The 19,899-nt window shown below is 68.6% G+C and carries 21 protein-coding genes; 4 read left to right on the plus strand and 17 right to left on the minus strand.

Going from position 1 to position 19,899, the window contains the following annotated elements; translation table 11 throughout:
• The 5 genes from VNO22_04455 to VNO22_04475 all read right to left on the minus strand — a co-directional run.
• On the minus strand, window positions 1–501 hold a 501-nt coding region (locus VNO22_04455), incomplete at its 3' end, for a pyruvate dehydrogenase (acetyl-transferring), homodimeric type (GenBank protein HXG60599.1).
• Between the two features lie 28 nt (window positions 502–529).
• The gene (locus VNO22_04460; protein ID HXG60600.1) at window positions 530–2,179 is read right to left on the minus strand and encodes a sigma-70 family RNA polymerase sigma factor; all 1,650 of its coding nucleotides are present in this window, start codon (window positions 2,177–2,179) and stop codon (window positions 530–532) included.
• Between the two features lie 163 nt (window positions 2,180–2,342).
• A complete protein-coding gene (locus tag VNO22_04465) occupies window positions 2,343–2,609 on the minus strand; it encodes a hypothetical protein (GenBank protein ID HXG60601.1) in 267 nt (88 codons plus the stop codon).
• 60 nt (window positions 2,610–2,669) lie between these two features.
• Window positions 2,670–3,782, minus strand: coding sequence for a hypothetical protein (locus VNO22_04470; GenBank protein ID HXG60602.1), 1,113 nt, complete (start codon window positions 3,780–3,782; stop codon window positions 2,670–2,672).
• A gap of 172 nt (window positions 3,783–3,954) precedes the next feature.
• Window positions 3,955–4,875, minus strand: coding sequence for a cysteine synthase family protein (locus VNO22_04475; protein ID HXG60603.1), 921 nt, complete (start codon window positions 4,873–4,875; stop codon window positions 3,955–3,957).
• 104 nt (window positions 4,876–4,979) lie between these two features.
• Between VNO22_04475 and selB the strand changes: the two genes are divergently transcribed.
• The 4 genes from selB to groL are packed head-to-tail and all read left to right on the plus strand — an operon-like array spanning window position 4,980 to window position 9,963.
• On the plus strand, window positions 4,980–6,908 hold the full coding sequence (gene selB, locus VNO22_04480) for a selenocysteine-specific translation elongation factor (GenBank protein ID HXG60604.1): 1,929 nt from the start codon (window positions 4,980–4,982) through the stop codon (window positions 6,906–6,908).
• Window positions 6,905–7,486 carry a sigma-70 family RNA polymerase sigma factor gene (locus VNO22_04485; protein ID HXG60605.1) on the plus strand — a complete coding sequence of 194 codons (582 nt, stop codon included), beginning with the start codon at window positions 6,905–6,907 and terminating at the stop codon, window positions 7,484–7,486. Before selB ends, VNO22_04485 begins: the two co-directional genes overlap by 4 nt.
• A gap of 42 nt (window positions 7,487–7,528) precedes the next feature.
• On the plus strand, window positions 7,529–8,293 hold the full coding sequence (locus VNO22_04490; protein HXG60606.1) for a hypothetical protein: 765 nt from the start codon (window positions 7,529–7,531) through the stop codon (window positions 8,291–8,293).
• Entirely contained in the window at window positions 8,293–9,963 is a 1,671-nt protein-coding gene (gene groL / locus VNO22_04495) for a chaperonin GroEL (protein HXG60607.1), read from the plus strand. Before VNO22_04490 ends, groL begins: the two co-directional genes overlap by 1 nt.
• A gap of 105 nt (window positions 9,964–10,068) precedes the next feature.
• On the opposite strand, the gene VNO22_04500 is transcribed toward groL, so the two are convergent.
• The 12 genes from VNO22_04500 to VNO22_04555 all read right to left on the minus strand — a co-directional run bounded on the left by VNO22_04500 (window position 10,069) and on the right by VNO22_04555 (window position 19,798).
• On the minus strand, window positions 10,069–11,043 hold the full coding sequence (locus VNO22_04500) for a DUF1570 domain-containing protein (protein ID HXG60608.1): 975 nt from the start codon (window positions 11,041–11,043) through the stop codon (window positions 10,069–10,071).
• Window positions 11,044–11,250: 207 nt separating this feature from the next.
• Complete coding sequence (locus VNO22_04505; protein ID HXG60609.1) at window positions 11,251–11,640, minus strand: response regulator; 390 nt, start codon at window positions 11,638–11,640, stop codon at window positions 11,251–11,253.
• Entirely contained in the window at window positions 11,618–11,758 is a 141-nt protein-coding gene (locus VNO22_04510) for a hypothetical protein (protein ID HXG60610.1), read from the minus strand. Before VNO22_04510 ends, VNO22_04505 begins: the two co-directional genes overlap by 23 nt.
• A gap of 101 nt (window positions 11,759–11,859) precedes the next feature.
• Window positions 11,860–12,600 carry an ABC transporter permease gene (locus tag VNO22_04515; protein HXG60611.1) on the minus strand — a complete coding sequence of 247 codons (741 nt, stop codon included), beginning with the start codon at window positions 12,598–12,600 and terminating at the stop codon, window positions 11,860–11,862.
• On the minus strand, window positions 12,591–13,490 hold the full coding sequence (locus VNO22_04520) for an ABC transporter ATP-binding protein (protein HXG60612.1): 900 nt from the start codon (window positions 13,488–13,490) through the stop codon (window positions 12,591–12,593). Before VNO22_04520 ends, VNO22_04515 begins: the two co-directional genes overlap by 10 nt.
• 1 nt (window position 13,491) lies before the next feature.
• Window positions 13,492–13,830, minus strand: coding sequence for a cytochrome C oxidase subunit IV family protein (locus VNO22_04525; protein HXG60613.1), 339 nt, complete (start codon window positions 13,828–13,830; stop codon window positions 13,492–13,494).
• A gap of 13 nt (window positions 13,831–13,843) precedes the next feature.
• Window positions 13,844–14,452: a cytochrome c oxidase subunit 3 family protein gene (locus VNO22_04530; GenBank protein HXG60614.1), complete on the minus strand. Its 609-nt coding sequence runs from the start codon at window positions 14,450–14,452 to the stop codon at window positions 13,844–13,846.
• Window positions 14,453–14,462: 10 nt separating this feature from the next.
• Window positions 14,463–15,374, minus strand: coding sequence for a heme o synthase (gene cyoE / locus VNO22_04535; GenBank protein HXG60615.1), 912 nt, complete (start codon window positions 15,372–15,374; stop codon window positions 14,463–14,465).
• On the minus strand, window positions 15,371–16,192 hold the full coding sequence (locus VNO22_04540) for a COX15/CtaA family protein (protein ID HXG60616.1): 822 nt from the start codon (window positions 16,190–16,192) through the stop codon (window positions 15,371–15,373). The genes cyoE and VNO22_04540 overlap by 4 nt, the downstream gene beginning before the upstream one ends.
• 17 nt (window positions 16,193–16,209) lie before the next feature.
• Entirely contained in the window at window positions 16,210–17,976 is a 1,767-nt protein-coding gene (locus VNO22_04545; protein HXG60617.1) for a cbb3-type cytochrome c oxidase subunit I, read from the minus strand.
• A 7-nt stretch (window positions 17,977–17,983) separates the two neighbouring features.
• Entirely contained in the window at window positions 17,984–19,024 is a 1,041-nt protein-coding gene (locus VNO22_04550; GenBank protein ID HXG60618.1) for a cytochrome c oxidase subunit II, read from the minus strand.
• A 192-nt stretch (window positions 19,025–19,216) separates the two neighbouring features.
• Window positions 19,217–19,798 (minus strand): hypothetical protein, encoded by a 582-nt coding sequence (locus VNO22_04555; protein HXG60619.1) that lies wholly within the window; start codon window positions 19,796–19,798, stop codon window positions 19,217–19,219.
• Window positions 19,799–19,899 lie beyond the last annotated feature (101 nt).

Here is a 19,899-nt window from a genome sequence, read left to right on the forward strand (position 1 = left end):
GAAGCCTTCCAGGAAGGCGCGGGCGTAGATGCCGGGGGAGGCGTGGCCCTGGAAGTAGACCTGGTCCCCGGGGGCTCCGTCCTCGCGGCCGCGGAAGAAGTGGTTGAATCCCACCTCGTAGAGCGTGCAGGCGGAGGCGTACGTGGCCAGGTGTCCGCCGAGGGAAGGGTCGCGCCTGTTGGCGCGCAGCACCATGACGGCGGCGTTCCAGCGGATGATGGCGCGCAGGCGCTTTTCGATCCGTTCGTCGCCGGGGAAGGGGGGCTCTTCGGACCGGGGGATGGTGTTGACGTAGGGGGTCTGAACGACTTCCGGCAGATCGATTCCGGCGCGGGAGGACTGCTCGTGGAGGACACGCAGCAGAGAGCGCACCCGGTCGGGGCCGTGGTAGACGCGGAGCTGTTCGAGCGCCTCGACCCACTCGGAGGTTTCCTGCGGGTCGGGGTCGGCGGGCGAGGGAGAGGTTTCGAGGGATGCGGGGTAGGGGCGTTCGACGTCCATGGGTTCCTCCTCCCCGGGGGGCGGGGCGTCAGGCCGGCTCGGCCCGGGATTCTTCTTCGGGCGGCGCGGGCGCCGCTTCCGTCTCGGCGGCTCCCTCGAGGAAGCCTTCCAGGCGGCGCGCGCGGATGGGGTGCTGGAGCTTCCGGAGCGCCTTGGCCTCGATCTGGCGGACGCGCTCGCGGGTGAGCCGGAAGATGCGGCCGATGTCCTTGAGGGTATAGGGGATTCCGGTGCCGATTCCGAAGCGCATCTTGATGATCTCGCGCTCGCGGTAGGAGAGGGTTTCGAGGATGGATTCGAGGCGTTCCTCCATCATGCGCCGGGAGGCCGCGGACTCCGGGCGTTCCTCGCGGTCGTCGCGGATGAAGTCGCCCATGGACATGTCTTCCTTCTCTCCGAGGCGCTTGTCGAGGGAGGCGGGGCTGCGGGCGACGCGCAGGACCTGATCGACCTCGGCCTCGGAGAAGCCGGAGGCCTCGGAAATTTCGCGGACGCCGGGTTCGCGGCCCAGGCGGTGGGCGAGCTGGCCGGCGGCGCGGCGGATCTTGGAGACGGCATCGACCATGTGGACGGGCAGGCGGATGGTCCGGGCCTGGTCGGCCAGGGCGCGCTGAATGGCCTGCCGCACCCACCAGGTGGCGTACGTGGAGAACTTGAATCCCCGGCGGTACTCGTATTTCTCGACGGCCCGCATAAGGCCGAGGTTTCCTTCCTGGATGAGGTCGAGGAAGGAGAGGCCGCGGTTGCGGTACTTCTTGGCGATGGCGACGACGAGGCGCAGGTTCGCCGCGCAGAGCTGCCGCTTGGCGGCCTCGAAGTCCTCGAAGCGGGCGCGCATTTCGCGGACGCGGGCGGCCAGGGCGTCCGGGGGCTCGAGGGTTTCCCGCTCGATCCGATCCAGCTCGGCCTGGAGGCGCTCGTGGCGCTCCCGGTCTCCCCGGGGGGTGGAGATCTCGGCGAGGATCTCGCCGGCGCGGCGGGCGTATTCCTCGAGGCGATCCATGGCCGGCTGGAACTTGTGGGGCTGAATGCCCACGTTCTGAAGGAGAAGGACCCAGCGGCGGCGGAAGGCGCGGAACTCGCGGCTCCAGCGGGCGCGCTGGGCGGGGCTGCCGCGTCCTTCGCGGAGGCGTTCGTAGCAGGCGCGGGCGGCCTCCACGGCCTTGCGGGCGCGGCCGGCGATCTGGGGGAAGCGCTCGAGGGCCTCGGCCTTGGGGATCTCCAGAAGCGCGTCCGATTCGATCGTGCGGCCGAAGATGAGCTCCCCGCGGCGGATTTCCTCCAGGATGCGGACCGCCTCCTGGACGGCGACGGGAGATTCGAGAATCTTGGTGAGATACCGTTTGCGCATGATGTCGATGCGGCTGGTGAGGCGCAGCTCCTCTTGGCGGGAGAGGAGCGGGATTTCGCCCATCTGGGTGAGGTACATGCGCACCGGGTCCTCGATCCGTTCCGGGGGCGCGGCGGGTTCCTCCTCGAGGTCCAGGGGTTCCTCGAGGAGAGCGGTTTCGTCGGGGAAGCTTTCTTCCTCCAGAGGGGCGGCCTCGGCGGGGGGGAGGTCCGACGGAGGAGCCGCGGGCGGAGCGGGAGCGTTGTCCCGCTTGCCGGGGCTCAGGAGAAGCTCCGGGGGGAGCGGCTCTTCGGCCGGTCGGGGCGCGGCTTTTTCGGGCTTGGGCATGAACGTCGGACCTGCACTTCAGGGCGGCGCGGTCCCCCGGCGACGGCCGCGCGCGGACAACACGGAAGGCGCGGCCGGGGATCCGGGATCCGTTTCGCCGGGGGATGAATCGCGGCGTCCTCTTCCTGTTAACGCGCCGGGGGGACGGACCATTCGCGGGCGCTCAAGGGGCGGACGGGGGCTCCTCGGTTCGGAAGCGCCGGGCGAAGGTGCTCTTGCGCGGGATCTTATGTTTCTCGACGAGTTCCTGGAGGACCTCCTCGTGGACGAACTTGTCCGTCGCGGTGGCGGGCCCCGGGCCGAGGGCGCCGGGGGCCAGGAATCCCGTGGCCGCGCCCTCGTCGGCCAGCGGGGTCGTCGGATCGAAATGGGCGGGGATGCGGGCCCGTGGGGTTCGCCCCGCCCGGGGACGCCCGGACCGCGCCGACATGGCTTCCTTTCACGCGGGCACCATGAATGATGCGCGGGCGGCGGCGCGCGTGACGCGGAATCAGGGGGTGCGCCCCTCGGGGGGGATGCCGTTGCGGAGGCTGTAGCGGATCCAGAAGAAAAGGTGGGGATCCAGGATGTTGAGCTGGCGTTGTTCCGGGTCCCACTCCACCGGCCGGTAGTCGCCCTCCTCAAAGAGCTCGTTCCACTGGGACAGGGCGGCCATGAGGTCCGGGCGCTCTCCGGGGGCCAGGGTGCCCGCGCGCTCCCGGACCTCTTCGTACGTGAAACGAAGCTGGGGCGGATCCAGGGCGATCGTGCGGACGAGGAGCTCGTAGACGTCGCCGCGCCCTTCGTTGACGAAGCCGAAGACCTTTCGTTCGGGGCCGCGCCGCAGCGGTCCCTGGCGCAGCTTGAGGACGGCGGTCTGGCTGACGTAGGAGCGGGCCGCGCGGTCCAGGATCGATCGCCGCCGAAGGTCCCGTTCGACGACGGAGCGGACGGGCCCCTGGCCCACGATGCCGAGGTCGCGGCAGGTTTCCAGGCACAGGGTGTGCATGATCTGGGGCGAGGTGAGGGCTTCGCGGGCCAGCCAGTCCAGGACGGCGGGCTCGACGCGGGCTCCCACCTTGGGGAAACCGACCTCGCCGATCTTCTTGAGGTCCTCGACGGTCCAGAATCCCAGGTCGATGGAGTAGACGCGGCCGGCCAGGTCGGGGTTGCAGCGCACCGGGTCGTCGTGACGGTGGGGGAGGCTGAGGACGACGATGGTGACGCCTTCGTAGGCGACGCTTTTGATCTGGCGGGAGATGTCCTTCTGAACTTCGCGCTCGACGTAGTGGAAGTCGTCCAGGACCAGGACGCGGCGGTTCTTCTTCAGGAGCTGGACGGCGTTGTCCATGGGATTGGCGCGGACGCCCCCGGTGATGCGTCCTCCGGCCTGTTCGTAGGCCTGAATCCAGAGATCCTGCGCGTCGGCGATGCGGCTGCCGGGGATGACGATCTGGGCGGAGCCGAAGCGCCGTTCGCAGAGGGTGGTCTTGCCGGTCTTGGAGGCGCCGATGATGGAGATGATTTTCCCGCGCTGAGCGAGGGCCTCCTCGAGCTGCCGTTCGAAGCGGCCGCCCTGGGGGGAGACGTACGTTTCGCTGGGGTAGCCATCGGGGATGAACACGTCGGTCGGGCGCATCGGGTTGCGGCCTCCACCCGGGAACGGTCCGGCATCCGCGTCCCCCGTGGCGTCCGCGCTCCTCGGCGCGGTCTTTGGCCCCGACCGATGAAACTCCTCCCATCGGGGATCATAGCGACGGCGGGCCGCAAGTCAACGCCGGATGGAGCGCCCCGTTTCAGGCGTTGACCTGGGGGTCGTCGGCGAAATTCCAGAGACGGGTGGTGAGGTACTTCTCGCCCCGGTCGGGAAGCAGGACGACGACCGTTCCGCGGTCGAGGCGGCGGGCCTGCTCGAGGGCTCCCCAGAGGGCGCTGCCGGAGCTGATTCCGGCGAAGATGCCCTCCTTGAGGGCGAGCTCGCGCGCCAGGCGGAAGGCGGGCTCGTCCTCGCAGACCATTCGTTCGTCCACGACGCTCGGGTCCCAGATCTCGGGGACGCGCTGGACGGAGATGTTGCGGATCCCCTGCTGTTCGTTCTTGGGGGTGGGTTCGACGGAGACGATGCGGATCCGGGGATTCTTCTCGCGAAGGAACCGTCCCGCGCCCACGATCGTGCCGGTGGTGCCGAGCGTCGCCACGAAAACGTCCACGCGGCCGCCGGTCTGCTCCCAGATCTCCGGGCCGGTCGTGCGGTAGTGGACCTCCACGTTGTACTTCATGCGGTACTGGTGGATCCGGAAGTAGCGGGCGGGATCGGAAGCGGCGATTTCGTCGGCCCTGTCCCAGGCCTCGTCGCTGCCGCCGTCCACCAGAACGAGATCGGCGCCGAACGCGCGGATCATCTGGCGGCGCTCGCGGGAGACCTTCCGGGACATGGTGATCAGGCACCGGTAGCCTTTCACGGCCGCGGCCATGGCCAGGCCGATGCCGGTGTTTCCGCTGGAGGACTCGACGAGGGTCATTCCGGGCCGCAGCAGGCCGTCCCGCTCCGCCCCTTCGATCATGGCGACCGCGATGCGCTCCTTGACGGAACCGGCGGGGTTGAAGCCCTCGTGCTTGGCCAGGAGCTCCACGCCCGGTTTGCGGAAGAGGCGCGAAAGCCGGATGAGGGGGGTGCGGCCCACGGTCTCGAGGATGCTGTCCCGGATGTCCGCCATCGGGGGGATTACACCACAAAGAGGCTCGGGACACAACGTCCGGCCGGCGGGGGGAAGGGGGCGGGGTGGCGCGGCGGGGCGGGGCATGCTAGAATCCCCGTCCCATGGCCGCGCCGCTCAAGCCCGGGGACATTTACAACGTCATCATCGGCACCGCGGGGCACATCGATCACGGCAAATCCACTCTCGTCCAGCGTCTCACGGGGATCGATCCTGACCGTCTGCCCGAGGAGAAGGAGCGCGAGATGACGATCGACCTCGGGTTCGCGCCCTTCCAGCTCAAGAGCGGGCAGCGGGTGGGCATCATCGACGTCCCGGGCCACGAGCGGTTCATCAAGAACATGGTCGCCGGCGCGACCTCGATCGACATCGTTCTGCTGGTCGTGGCGGCGGACGAAGGGCCCAACATCCAGACCCGGGAGCACGTGACGATCATGTCCCTTCTGGGCCTCAAGCGCGGAATCGTCGTCCTGACCAAGGCGGACAAGGCGGATCCGGAGTTCCGGGCCCTCGTCCGGGAGGACGTGGCGGCGCTCGTGCGGGGGACGTTTCTCGAAAAAGCGCCGGTTGTCGAAGTGAGCGCGCTGACGGGGGAGGGGATCGACCGCCTGGTGGAGGAGATCAACCGGGCCGTGTCCGAGACGCCGCCGCACGACGTCTCGGGCGTCTTTCGGATGCCGATCCAGCGGGTTTTCTCGGCCAAGGGGTTCGGCACCGTGATCACGGGGGTGCCCGTGAGCGGGCGCGCGCGGATCGGGGACACGCTCGAGGTGCTTCCGGCGGGCCGGACGGGCCGGGTGCGGAGCCTCCAGGCGTACAAGGCGGAGGTGTCCGAGATCCGGGCCGGGCATTCGAGCGCGATCAACATCTCCGACATCGCCCATGAAGAGGTCCGCCGCGGGATGGTGGCGGCGACGCCCGGGTATTTCAAGGCCTCGCGGTACGTCGAGGCCCGCTTCCGGTACGTGCCGGACAAGCCGCGGGTGCTCAAGAACCTGGCGCCCGTCAAACTCCACGCCGGAACGGCGGAGTGCGACGGCCATATCGTGCTTCTGGACCGGAAGGAGCTGGCCCCGGGCGAGGAGGGGTACGTCCAGTTCCGGCTCGACGAGCCCATCGTGGTCGCTCCCGGGGACCCGTACATCGCGCGGCTCCAGACGCCCATGTACACGATCGGCGGAGGGCGCATTCTGGACGCCTCCGACCAGAAGCTCAAACGGCTGAAGGATGAGATCACGCTCAAGCTCGTGGAGAAGGAGCAGACGCTGACGAGCGAGCAATCCTCGATCGAGTTCGCGCTCAAGGACGCGGGCCGGCGCACGCTCACCCTCCAGGAGCTTTCCGTGGCGGCGAAGATGCCGCTGTCCGCCTGCGAGGAGGCGCTCCGGGCGCTGGCCCCCAGGCTCGTGCGGTTCGAGCCCAACCGCTTCATGCACCAGGCGGCGTTCGAGGCGACGCTCGACCACCTGGCGGTGCTCGTGGAACAGTTTCACGCCCGGAATCCGCTGCGCGCCGGGATGGACGTGCCCGTTCTGCGGAACGAATCGCGCCTGGAGCCGGCGCTTTTCGAGCGCGCCCTGGGGGCGCTCGTCGAGCGCGGGACCCTGGTCCTGGAGGGCGAGAAAGTGCGCCGCGCGACGTTCTCCGTGAAGCTCTCCCGCGAGGACGCGGAATGCGCCGCCGAGGTCGAGCGGCTCGTCCGCGAGACGCGCTTCAACACGCCCCGGCCGGACGAGATCTACGCGCGGTTCCCGCGCTACACGCGCGACCGCGTCGACCGCGTGCTCGCGCTCCTCGTGGACAACGGATCGATCGTGCGCCTCAAGGACGACGTGCTCTTTCACCGGGAGGCGGTGCGGGAAGCCGCCGAGATCATCGCCCGGGCCATCGAGGAGCGCGGCCCGATCGAGGCGGCGCAGTTCCGGGACCTCGTGGGGACCACGCGCAAGTACGTGATCCCGCTCCTCGAGCATCTCGACGAAATCGGGGTGACGCAGCGGGTCGAGAACCGGCGTATACTCAGGAAGAAATGAGCTCGTCCCTGGGCGATCCGGACGTCGAACTGATGCTCCGGTTCCAGAAGGGCGACGCGCGCGCGTTCGAGGAGCTGGTCCGCCGGCACACCCGCGGCGTCCTGAATCTCGTCTATCGCTATCTCGGGGACGCCTCCCGCGCGGAAGACGTGGCCCAGGACATCTTCGTCAAGGTCTACCGCGCCCGCATGAAGTACGAGCCCAAGGCCAAGTTTTCCACGTGGCTGTACCGGATCGCCGTCAACCATTGCCTGAACGAGATCCGCGCGCGGCGGGTCCAGCCCACCGTGGCCGCGCCGGCGGACGACCTTCTCGAAGAGCCCGCGGGGGAGAATCCCGACGCGCGCCTCAACCGTCTGGAACTCCAGCAGGCGGTCAAGGCGGCGCTCGACGCGCTGCCGGAAAACCAGCGGATGGCCGTTCTTCTGGCGCGCTACGAGGAGATGAGCTACGGCGAAATCGCCGAAGCCATGGGGCTGTCGCTCGAGGCGGTCAAATCGCTTCTTTTCCGCGCCCGGGAGAACCTCAAGCAGGCCCTCGCCCGCTACGCGCGGGACGGAGAGCTCCGGGAGGGTTAGGCGTTGACCGGACCGCCGGGGCGACATACGATACGGGCCCCGATGAACGTCATCGCGCTCGTGGCGGCCTGGGCGGCGGCCTGCACGGGGCCGGCGACCCCGCAGGCGGGGCGGTACGATCCCGCAGACGCCCGCTCCGTCGTCGAGCATGTGTGCGCCGCGACCCGCGCCCGCAAGAGCTATCAGACCCGTTTCACCGCGGTCCTCACCCCGCCCGAGGGGGATGCCATCGAATATCAGGGCACGTGCGTCTGGGTCCGCCCCGGCGTTCTTTACATCCACTACACGGCCCGCGGCGGCGACGAGAAGCGGATCGTCCGCGCGGGGGAAAAGGCGTGGGTTTATCACACGCTGCTGGGGGAATGGGTGCCGGCCGAGGATGCGGGTCTCTCGGGCGCGGGCCGCGGCCTTCAGAACCCGGACGAGGTCCTCGCGGTCCTGGCGCGGCACGCCGGCGCCGCCCGGTCGCGGGGATCCGGGGTGGCCGCGCTCGAGTTCTCGGGGGACGACATCGAGAAGATCATGCGCGAGCAGGCCCAGGCGGGCTCCTTCGTCTGGAAGGAATCGCGGGCCGAGATCGTCGTGCACGCGGACGACCGGGCGCTTCTGCGGAAGTTCGAATGCCGCGCGGACCTTAAACCCGCCGATCCCAACCTCAAGGGCCGGGTCCGCTATTCCGGCGTGTTCGACGTCGTCTCCTACGACGCCGCGGAGTCTCTGACGTTCCGGGACGAAAAGGGGCAGGAGATTCCGCTTTCCGGAGAAATCCGGGAGGCGGTGGAAAAGGCCAGGAAGGAGAACCGCTGATGGGCGCCAAAATCCTCTCGTTCAGCCGCGAAGCGCGCGCCGCGATCCTCTCGGGCATCAAGCAGCTCGCGGGGGCCGTCAAGGTCACGCTGGGCCCGGGCGGCCATCATGTCGCCATCGGGCGCGGCAACGGCGCTCCTCTGGTGACGCGGGACGGCGTCACCGTGGCCAAGGAAATCGAGCTTCCCGACCGCCTGGAGAACGCCGCGGCTCAGCTCCTGCGGCAGGTGGCCCTTCGCACCGGCGAACGCGCGGGCGACGGAACCACCACCGCGACCGTCCTGGCGGAAGCGATCTTCGAAGAGTCGCTCCGTCACATCGAGGCCGGCGCGGACCCCATCCGCCTCCAGCGCGGAATCGAACGGGCCGTCGAAGCCGTCGTGAAGGATCTGGCCGCCTCCGCGCGGCCGGTTTCCGGAAAGGAAGACGTCGAGCGGGTGGCCACCGTCGCCGCCGGGAACGACCCGGAGATCGGCGCCCTCATCGCGCGAGCGGTCGACCAGGTGGGCAAGGACGGCGCGATCACGGTGGAGGAGGCCAAGGGCATCGAGACCGGCGTCGAGCGGATCGAGGGAATGCAGTTCGACAAGGGCTTCATGTCGCCCTACTTCATGAACCGCCCGGACAAGCTTCAGTGCGTCCTGGAGAACCCGCTTATCCTCGTTCACGAGAAGAAGATTTCCAATGCGAACGATCTCGTGCCGCTTCTCGAGCGTGTGGCCTCCCGGAAGCGCCCGCTCCTGCTCCTCGTGGACGACCTCGAGCCCGAGGTCCTCGCCCTCCTGGTGGTCAACCGCCTTCAGGGGGTCTTCTCGTCCTGCGCCGTCAAGGCTCCGGGGTTCGGCGACCGCCGCAAGGAGCTTCTCGAGGACATCGCCATCTTCACGGGCGCCCGGCCGATTCTGGAGGACGTGGGGGTGTCGCTCGAGGATGTGGGGCTCGAGGACCTGGGCTCGGCGCGCCGCGTCATCGTGGAGAAGGAATCCACCACGATCATCGAAGGCGGCGGCGACGAGCAGGCGGTGCGGGCCCGCATCGCGCTCCTCCGGGCGGCCCTTCCCCGCGCCGAGTCGGAATTCGACCGCGAGAAACTCCAGGAGCGCCTGTCCAAGCTCTCCGGCGGCGTGGCTCAGATCACCGTGGGCGCCGCCACGGAGATCGAGATGAAGGAGAAGCGCGCCCGCGTCGAAGACGCCCTCCATGCCGCCCGCGCCGCGATCGAGGAGGGAGTGGTGCCGGGCGGCGGCGTGGCCCTCCTGCGCGCCGCCCGCGCCGTGGATGCCCTGAAACTCGCGGGGGATGAGGAGATCGGGGCCCGCATCGTCCGCCGCGCCCTCGAGCAGCCGCTCCGGCAGATCGCCGAGAACGCCGGCGAACGGGGAAGCGTGGTGGCCCACAAGGTGGCCGAGTCCAAGGACTACAGCTTCGGCTACGACGCCGAATCCGGCAAGTACGGGGACCTCTTCAAGGCCGGCATCCTCGATCCCAAGAAGGTCGTGCGTCTGGCGCTCCAGAATGCCGCGAGCATGGCGGCCGTTTTCCTCACCACGGAGGCGATCGTGGTGGAGAAGCCCGAAGACCGGCGCGCGGCCGACGAGATTCCAAGCGGCCCGGGCGAAGGCCCCAGTCCCGGCATGCCGCTGCGCCCGGGGGCCTTCCCCGGCCTGTAAGCCGCCGGCCCCGGCGGGAGCGGGAGGGCGCCCGCCGCGCCCCCCTCCGCTCCCCATGAAATTCAGCCCCGCCCGGGCGGGGCTACGTTCACGAACGCCTCGAATTCATCGAAGTCTTCCCGGCGCCGGGCGGTTCTCCGGCGCGGCGTTCGAAGAATCCCCTTCGTCCAGGCGCGCCACGTAGTTTTTCCAGTCCCGTTCCAGCTCCTCGAGCCTCTCGAGCCGGCCGCCGCGCAGGAGCAGGTCCACGAGCCCGTCGTTCCGCCAGAAGAGGTAATGAACGAAAGACCAGGCCTGGGCGTACCGGCCGGGGAACTCGGGGCCGTACATCTCCTCCCGGCCGAGTTCCACGAGCCGCGCCAGCGACGGCGCGTCCTGCAACCGCACCAGGAGGAGGGCCCGGCGGTCCACGGCTCCGGGACACACCCGCCCGTTTCGCACGGAGAAATTCGAGAAGTATTCGGCCATTCCTTCGGCGAACCAGAGCGGCCCCGTGCGCCGCCAGACGCGGTCCATGTAGGCGTGGGTGAGTTCATGGGCGAGCGTCTTCTGGAGCCACGCCTCGCCGCGTGCGCCGTCCGGGCAAAGGACGACTTCCGCCGTCCGCGGGTCGTAGAAGGACTCCGCATTGGACGCCCCCATACGGCAGGCGTATCGCCGGAAATCGCGTTCTTCGGAGAAGAGGCGCAGCGAAAAGACGATACCGGAGGCGTCGCCTCCGAGCGACGCCGAAAGCATGTCCAGGAACACTTCGGCGTACGCGCCCGACGCGCGCAGCACGTCCAATCCCACATCTCCGCGGAGAACGGCACGATCCGTGCGCAGGAGCTTCCATCCCGGGGTCTCGAGGGCTTTCCACTCCCACGGCCGTGACCTTTCCCGGACGGCTCGGGCCGAGAGAGGGGAGGGAGGGCCCCCGGTGTCCGGACCTCCGGGGGCCCCCACGGGACAGAAGGGGTGAGCGGAAGGATTGAGCCCAAGCTCCGCCGGCGCCGGGCCGAGGGTCGGTCCGCCGGCCGAGGACAGCTCGAGCGCTGCGTACGGGACGAAAGGGACCAGGATCAGGAACGCGCCCGCCATCGGATTCCTCCATCGCTTCGGCCACGTCACGGCGGGGAGGAGAGCAATCGCCGTGCCGCGGGTTTCCCCCGGGCGGCTCCTTCCCGCCGAGGGCGCGCGTTTCATTTCGGAACGCGGCGCGTTTCGCCCGGTAACGCGGCTCGGCTTCGCCCGGAAGTGGGGCGTGGAGCGGGAAGACTCGACGGGGAAACGGCCTGGAAGGAGGGTCTAGGTCCGGTCGCGGCGTTCGCCGCCGATCCGGAGTCCCAGGCGGACGGCCTCCACGAGATCCGATTTCTTGAAGGGCTTCTCGAGGTAGGTGATGGCGCCCGAGGCGTAGGCGGCCACCTTGTCGTGGGGGTCGGTCCGGACCGAGAGGATGATGACGGGGATCGCCTGGGTGCCGCGTTGCGCGTGGAGCTTCTGCGCCAGCGCGATTCCGTTCATGCCCGGGAGGTTGATGTCCAGGAGGAAAAGATCGGGCCGTGCCGAAAGCAGATGGACAATGGCGGACTCGGCGTCGCCCACGGCGATGACCTCGTGGCCCTCGTCCCGGAGCGCCCGCGCCACGAACCGGCGGACGCGGGGATCGTCATCAACGGCCAGGATCCGTGCCACGGTCCGATCCCACCCCGGCGGACGCCTCGCGGCGGAGCCGCTCCCGTTCCTCGCGCCAGATCGTCCGATAGACCACGAAGCCGATGATCCCCATGATCCCGAAGACCAGGCCGAGCATCAGGTAGATGCTCAGGGCGAACCCGCGACCCTCGCCGAGGGTCAGGGCGCCCTCTCATCACTTGGCCGACTGAGCCAGGAACGCCAGCATGGAAGCTCCCATTATACGACTCCCCGGCGCCCGCGCGAGCGCGCGGTGACGCCCGCCAGTCCGAAGGCGACCGCCGCGAAGGCCGCGGTGACCCCCAACGACGCTCCGAACGGATGAGGCGCCGTTCCGGCCAGGGCGTGTCGCAGGGCCGAGACGCCGTAGGCCATGGGGTTGACGGCCATGACGGCCTCCACCCACGGGGCCGCCTGGCCGATCCGGAAGACCGCTCCGGACAGGATCCACATGGGCACCAGCACGAGATTGATGACGGCGTGATAGCCCTGGACGGATTCGAACCGCCACGCGAGGAGCACCCCTACCGACGTGAGCGCGAACGCCAGCAGCGCCATCACGCCGCAGGCGGCCGCATAGCCTCCGGGACCGGGCCGCAGTCCGGAGAGGGGCGCCAGCGCCAGAAAGAGAAGCCCCTGGGTCAGCGCCACGGCCGCCCCGCCCAGCACCTTGCCGAGCGCGATTCCCGTCCCGGGCACGGGAGCCACGAGCACCCCCTGGAGAAATCCCTCGCGCCGGTCTTCGATGATCGAAATCGTCGAGAAGATCGAGGCGAAAAGGAGGATCATCGCCAGGGTTCCCGGATAGAGGTGCGCCAGGAAGTCTCCGCCGAGGCCCGATCCGGTGATCAGCCAAAAGACCACCGGCGTGGCCAGGACCCCCGCCACGCGGCTGGGCTGCCGGTAGAAGCGCCGCAGCTCGCGCAGGGCCAGGCTCCAGGCCGCCAGGATCACGACCACACCTCCCGGGTCTTGAGATGGAAGACGTCCTCCAGGGACGGCCGCGCCACGGTCACGGCCTCGATGCGGTCCGGAAAGGCCTCGTAGAGGGCGGAGACGAATTCATGCCCCCGCTCGCGCGAGAGCCGCACGACGCCGTCGGAGGCCTCCGCGGCCACGCCGAACCGCTCGCGGAGGGCCGCCGCCAGGGCCGCCGCGTCGCGGGCGCGGACCGTGACGACGTCGCCGCCCACTTCCGCGCGAAGCTCCGCGGGAGCGCCGAGCGCCACGAGCCGCCCCCGGTGGAGGATCCCCAGCCGGTCGCATCGATCGGCCTCCTCCATGAGGTGGGTGGTCAGGAGCACCGTGACGCCCCGGAGCGCCCGCAGGCGGTCCCAGAGGTCCCGGCGCGCTCCCGGATCCAGGCTTCCCGAAGGCTCATCCAGAAGCAGCACCTCGGGCTCGTGAAGGAGCGCCTTGGCCAGTTCCACCCGGCGGCGGAGCCCGCCCGAGAGCGTCTCGACGCGTTCGTCCGCCCGCTCGGCCAGGCCGAAGCGTTCCAGGAGTTCGCGGACGCGCTTCCGGAGCAGGCGGCCGCGGAGGCCGTAGAGCCACCCGTGGTGGACGAGGTTCTCGTGGGCGGTGAGCTTGAGGTCCAGCGCGGGCGTCTGGAAGACGACGCCGATCCGGCGGCGGACGGCGGCCGGATCGGAAAGATCGGCGCCGGCCACGCGGGCGGAGCCCACCGAGGGAGCCAGCGCCGTGGCGAGGATCCGAAAGAGGGTGGTCTTGCCGCTCCCGTTCGGTCCGGCGAGGCCGAAGATTTCGCCCGGCCGCACGGAGAAAGAAACGTCCGCCAGGGCGACGCGGTCGCCGTACCGGTGCGAAAGGCTCGAAACCTCGACGCTCAACTTAGTGGGCCGATCCGCCGCGGCCGGCCTTGGGAATGACCTTGGCGGCGGGGGTGGTGAAGTCCCGGTTCGCGCCGGTGTCGGGCAGGTTGGCGAAGATGATGATGAGGACGAGCGTCAAGGGGAACAGAACAATGCCCGTCCACCAGCGCTGTTCGTACTTGAGGTGCATGAAAAAGAGGGTCACGAGCGACGCCTTGATCACGGCCACCAGAAGGCCGACCGCGACGTTGCCGGCGGTGCCGAGGTGGACCCTCGAGATCGCCACGGTCACGATCGTGAGCGCCAGGAGGGCCCAGAGGACGTTCGTATAGGTCTTCGAGGGGACGTTATGGGACATGGCGCTCTCCCTCCTAGAGCAGGTAGACGATCGGGAAGAGGAAAATCCATACCAGGTCCACGAAGTGCCAGTACAGGGCCAGGTTTTCGACGTGGGTGTACCGCTGCGCGTCCATGTGCTTGACGAAGAAGGCCACCGTAAAAAGCGCGATCACGCCCACCAGAACGTGCAGCCCGTGGAAACCCGTCATGAGGAAGTAGCAGCTGAAGAAGAGGTTGTGGTCGGGACCGATTCCGTGGCTGAATTTGCCTCCGTACTCGAAGGCCTTGATGACGAGGAAGACGAGCCCCAGGGCCGCCGTGGCGACGCAGAAGTCCTCACACCGGCCGCGGTTGCCGTTGCGGATGGCGTGGACGGCGCGGACCATGGTGTACGAGCTCAGGATGAGGACGCCCGTGTTGACGAAGGCGATGATCCAGTTGAGCTGGCCCTTGGAGTAGTCGACGACCTCCTTGGGCAGGGACATCCGCAGGACGACGTAGGACGCGATGAACGCGCCGAACATCATGATTTCGGAGGCGAGGAAGAGCCACATGCCCATCCGGGCCCGCTCGAACGACTGGGCGGCCTCGTCGGCCCCGTGTCCGGCGTGGGCCGCGGCCGCATGCGCTGCTGCGTTCATAAGTCCCTCTTTAGAGTAGCGCCAACGCCCCGAGAAGAAGGGGGAGATACGCGATGGAAGCGAAGAAGAGCCGTGCCGCCCGCCCGCGCGAGCGGTCGGCGGCGAAGGCCACTCCGAATCCCAGGAACCCCGTTCCCAGAAGGAGCGCCGCCACGAGGTACCCTTCTCCCGCCAGGCCCGCGCCGGCCGGCAGCAGGGAGACGACGACGAGGGCCAGCGTCTGGAGCACGACCTGGCGTCCGGCGGCGGCGCCGTCGGAGCCCTCCAAGGTCAGCATCCGGAATCCGCCGCGGGCGTAGTCCTCGCGGTACATCCAGGCCAGGGCCAGGAAGTGGGGAAGCTGCCAGAAGAAAAGGATGAGAAAGAGGATCGCGGCGCCAGGCTCCAGGGTCCCCCGGGCGGCGGTCCATCCCATGACGGGGGGGAGCGCGCCGGGCACCGCGCCCACGAGCGTGCAGAGCGACGTGCGGGTCTTGAGGGGCGTGTACGCCGCCAGATAGACCGCGATCGTGAGCGCCGAGAGGGCGGCCGTGAGGGGGTTGACGGCGACGCCCAGCCACGCGACGCCCGCCGCGGCCAGGATCGTTCCGAACGCGAGGGCTTCCCGCGCCCCGAGGCGTCCGGACGGGAGCGGCCGGTCCTTGGTGCGCTCCATGCGGGCGTCGAGGTCGCGTTCGAGGAGCATGTTGAGCGCGGCGGCGCCGGCGGCCGAGAGGATCGTCCCGATCAGAAGGTGCGCCAGCGTCGCCCCCTCGAGGGCGCTTTCGGAAGCGGCCCAGAAGCCGACGCCCGCCGTGAGGGCCACCATGACGGTGATTCCCGGCTTGGCGAGCGCGAGGTAGTCGGCCGCCCGGGATCGCGCGGCCGGGACGGCCGGGGCGGCCAGGGTCGGGGCCGGGACGGCTTCCAGCGTTTCGTTCATGCCCACGCGGGCTCCAGGCGGCGGCCGGCCGGGCGGGCCGCCAGCGTGAGGACGAGCGTCACGGCCAAAAGAAGCGCTCCCAGGGCGACGTGCGCGCTGATCGTGAGGATCTCGAAGAGGGGCGCCTGGTGGCTGCGGACGAAGCCGCGCGCCGTGAGAATCCAGGTGGCCACGCCGAGGGCGATCTGGATTCCCAGGAGCGCCAGCAGAAGGCGCGCCCCGCGGCCCAGCGGGCTGAGCATCAGCCGCGAGGCGAAGATCGAGACGGCGGCGAGGACCAGGACCGCCCCGGCCAGATGCACATGGAGTCCCGCGCCCGTGTGGCGCGTGACGGCGCCGGCGACGAGCTGGAGGAAGCAGAGCGCGGTCGCGGCGGCGCCCCAGCCGGCGGCGTCCGGCACGCCGTCGCGCGGCGCGGCCCCGCGGCGTGAAAGCGCGAAGGCGACGGCCACCATGGCGCAGAAGACGATTTGTCCGAAAACGGCGTGAACGATCGCCACGGCCGCCTTGGGAAGATAGATGCGCAGGCCGCCGAGGAGGGCCTGGACGAGGACGGCCGCGAGAGCCATCCACGCCAGGGGGCGCCGGGCGCGGAAAGCCAGCGCGGCGACGAGCAGCGCCACGATCGCCGCGAGCGCCCGGTGGGTCCACTCGACGGGCCAGCCGGCCTCCATGCGGCCCCAGGACTTGGGCCAGGCGGGGATCGTGTCGCCGGTGCGGGTCGTGGTGACGAATCCCCCGGCCAGGATGAGAAGAAGGGTCATCGCCGCCGCGGCCACGGCCAGGCGGCGGGTTCCGGCGTCTCGGGCGTCCTGCATCGCTTCGGGGATCCTGACTAAGGATGGGCGGTCGCGGAGGAGCTCTCGGCTTCCGTCTGCGGCAGCCAATCGCGGTCCGGCCGGACTCCGTACTCATAGGGTCCGTGATGGACCGTGGGGACGACTTCGTAGTTGTGTTCCGGGGCCGGCGACGGGAGGGTCCATTCGAGGGTATTGGCCTCCCAGGGGTTGCCGGGGGCGGGCTTGCCTTTCCACAGGCTCCAGAAGAAGTTGGCCACGAAAAGGAGCTGGGTGAAGCCCAGAGCGATCGCCGAATGGGTGATGAAGGTGTTGGCTTCCTGGAAGGGGGCCAGCCAGTTGTAGGCATTGACCGAGGCGATGCGGCGCATATGGCCGCCGGCCCCGATGATGTGCATGGGGAAGAACGTGAGGTTGAAGAAGACGAACGTGAGGAACCAGTGGATCTTGCCGAGCTTCTCGCTCATCATCCGGCCGTACATCTTGGGGAACCAGAAGAAGACGGCGCCGAAGACGGCGAAGAGGGATCCGCCGAAGACCACGTAGTGGAAGTGGGCCACGATGAAGTACGTGTCGTGGATGAAAATGTCCACGGGGGTCGCCGCCATGAAGATGCCCGAAAGGCCGCCGATGATGAACATGGCGATGAAGGAGATGGCGCAAAGAGTGGGGGTGTCGAAGCGGATGGAGCCCCGCCAGAGGGTGCCCAGCCAGTTGAAGACCTTGATCGAGCTGGGGAGGGCGATCATCATCGTCGAGACCATGAAGGCGGTGGCCAGCGTCGGCTTCATGCCGCTGACGAACATGTGGTGGGCCCAGACGATGAAGCCCAGGCCGGCGATTCCGGCGATCGAGAAGACCATCGCCTTGTAGCCGAAGATGGGCTTGCGGGCGCCGACGGCCAGAAGATCGCTCGCCATGCCCATGGCGGGCAGGATGAGGATGTAGACCGCCGGGTGCGAGTAGAACCAGAAAATGTGCTGCCACAGAAGGACGGAGCCGCCCGAGTACGGGAGTCCGTGCTGGGAATCCAGGCTCAGGCCCCCCGGCAGGAAGAAGGTCGTTCCGAGGACCCGGTCGCACAGGAGCATGATGAGCGCGCCGGCGAGAACCGGCGTGGCCAGGAGCTGAAGGATCGCCGTGATGAACTGAGCCCACGTGGTCAGGGGCAGGCGCCACATGGAGAGCCCCGGCGCGCGCATCTTGAGGATCGTGGTCAGGTAGTTGACGGCGCCCATGATGGAGGAGAAGCCCACCAGCGTGAGGGCCAGGATCCACATCGTCTGGCCGGCGCCTTTGACGCCGGGGTCGGCTCCGATGACGGAAAGGGGCGCGTACATGGTCCACCCGGCCGCCGCTCCGCCGCCGTCGCAGAAGAATCCCGCCACCGCCAGGATGCAGGCCAGGAAGAAGACCCAGTAGGACGCGGCGTTGAGGACCGGGAACGCCATGTCGTGCGTCCCGACGTGCAGGGGGATGAGGAAGTTGCCGAACGCGCCCACCAGGATCGGGATGATGACGAAGAAGATCATCAGCGATCCGTGCATGGTGGTGAGCATGGTGAACTGCTCGGGTTTGACCGCGCCGTTTCCGCCGAAGAGGGCCTTGCCGATTACGGGAACCGGCTGGTCCGGGTGCGCGAGCTGCCAGCGCAACGAAAGGGCCAGGAGCCCGGCGATGAAGAGGAAGACGAAGCTCGTGATCAGGAACTGCTTGCCGATGACCTTGTGATTGGTCGACCAGATGTAGCTTCGGAAGAACCCGAGCTTTTCGTGGCCGTGCCCGGAATCGTGCGCGTGGCTCATGGTCGTCTTAGTCCCTCCACCACTTCCAGATCGGCGCCGGCTCCGCCACTTCCTCCGCCTCCGCCTTGACCCAGTGCTCGTAGGCGGCGCGCGGGAGCACGGCCATGGTGCTCTTCATCCGGTAGTGCCCCTGCCCGCAGAGTTCCGCGCAGGCGATTTCGAAGATGCCGACGGCGTAGTCGCAGGAGTCCCACTCCTGTCCGTCCAGGACCTTGCCCTGGTAAAGGACGCTGACCTTCTTGCGGACCCCGTTGGGAAGCACCACGGGCTCGTAGCCCTTGGGGGTTTCCTGGTAGTTGGTCGTGGCCGGCGAGACGTCCACGGCGACCCGCTTGTCGTAATAGGCGCCGCCGGGCTCGAACGCCTTGGGGTCGTTCACCCAGATCTTCTTTTTCTCCCGGATGTCCCAGAGCCAGATCCGGTTCGGCTCGAACCACAGCTTCTGCCGCAGGCCGGGAACGGCGTCCTGCTTGACGCGCATATGGGGGATGAACATGCTGTGGATCACGTCCCGGGAACGCAGGTTGCAGACGACCTTGTTGCCGAAGGGGACGTTGAGACGCCCCACGGTGATGTCGTATTTCTTCTCCTCGGTAAGCTCTTTGGTGCCCGGATAGCGGTAGCTCCAGGAGAACGTCTCCGCCATGACGTCCACGGTCGTCACGTCCGGGCCCTTCGGGAAGCGGTCATGTTGCTTAATCATGTTCCAGGTGGGGATCTGCCAGAGGGCCAGCCCCAGGAGCATGAGCGCGGGAATCACGGTCCAGGTGATCTCGGCGACGTTGGATCCGTGGGTGTAGGCGGGACGGTGGCCGGGGCGGCGACGGTAGAGGATACAGAACGCGATGAGGAGCCCCTCCGTCAGCAGGAACATGCCTGTAACGACGTAGAAGATGACCTTATAGAGGAAGTCCACGTCCCGCGTATAGGTGGACGCCCCCGGAGGAAGCCAGAGCCCTCCTTCCTGGCCGGACGTGTCGTATCCCTGCGCCGCGGCGACTCCGCCCAGAAGCAGGACGAAGGACCCGGCGATTCCCAGTACACCCAAGCCGCGTCTTTTCAAGGCGATCATCCCCCGTGTCGTGGCCCCTAAAGGTAGCAGCGGGCGACCTCAAGTCAAGCAAAAGCGTGGCCAAAGGGAGAACTTAAGGAATAGCAAAAGGAGCGGGACAATTTGTCTCAGTGCCGGGCTTCCATGAGCGCATGCGGGAGGGGTAAGAGCGGGCGCTCCGTCGGGAGCTTACGCCTCGATCCGCCCGTTCGCCGGGACGCCTTGCCGCGGGTCCGCTGCGGTCGCAGGGCCGGCGACGTCCCACGGTCCCGGGGGCGGGGCGTCGATTCCTTCGAGGAGCCGGGCGTAGAGGTGCCGCACCCGGTGGTAAAAGCCGCTCGTGTGAAAGCTGGCGGAGAGCTTGAGCTTCCAGTGGTCGTAGTGGTGCATGAACTCGTGGACCACGGTGTTGAGGTAGGTGCGGAAGGCGAACGGGCGGCGCCGGACGGGGGTCTTGAAGGCGACCGTAATCGTGCCGTCGCGGTCGCAGGTGCCGTAGAGTTTCCAGGCCACGCGGCCGTTGCGGAACTTCGCGTAGGCGGTGTCCTTAAGCCGGAGCGTCGTCGCGGGCAGCCGGGCGGCTTCGCAGAGCAGGTCGAGGACGGCTTGCGTGGCGGCCTTGACCTGGTTCTTGTCTCCGGCGGCCAGCCAGCGCGCGAGGTCCTCGACTTTGCGGCGCATCGAAGGGGTCACCGCGAAGTCCACGTCGAAGAGGGCGTTGGAGATCTCGTAGGCTTTTTTTTCCGCCCGGCTGAAGCGCCTGCGCCGCATGTCCACACTCATTTATCGGCAGCCGGCGGGCGGACTTGAGGGGGAAAGCGGCGGGAGTGCCGGAGGCGGGAATCGAACCCGCACGGCCCTTGCGGGCCAGG

The sequence above is a fragment of the Planctomycetota bacterium genome (assembly GCA_035574235.1).
Taxonomy (GTDB): Bacteria; Planctomycetota; MHYJ01; order MHYJ01; family JACPRB01; genus DATLZA01.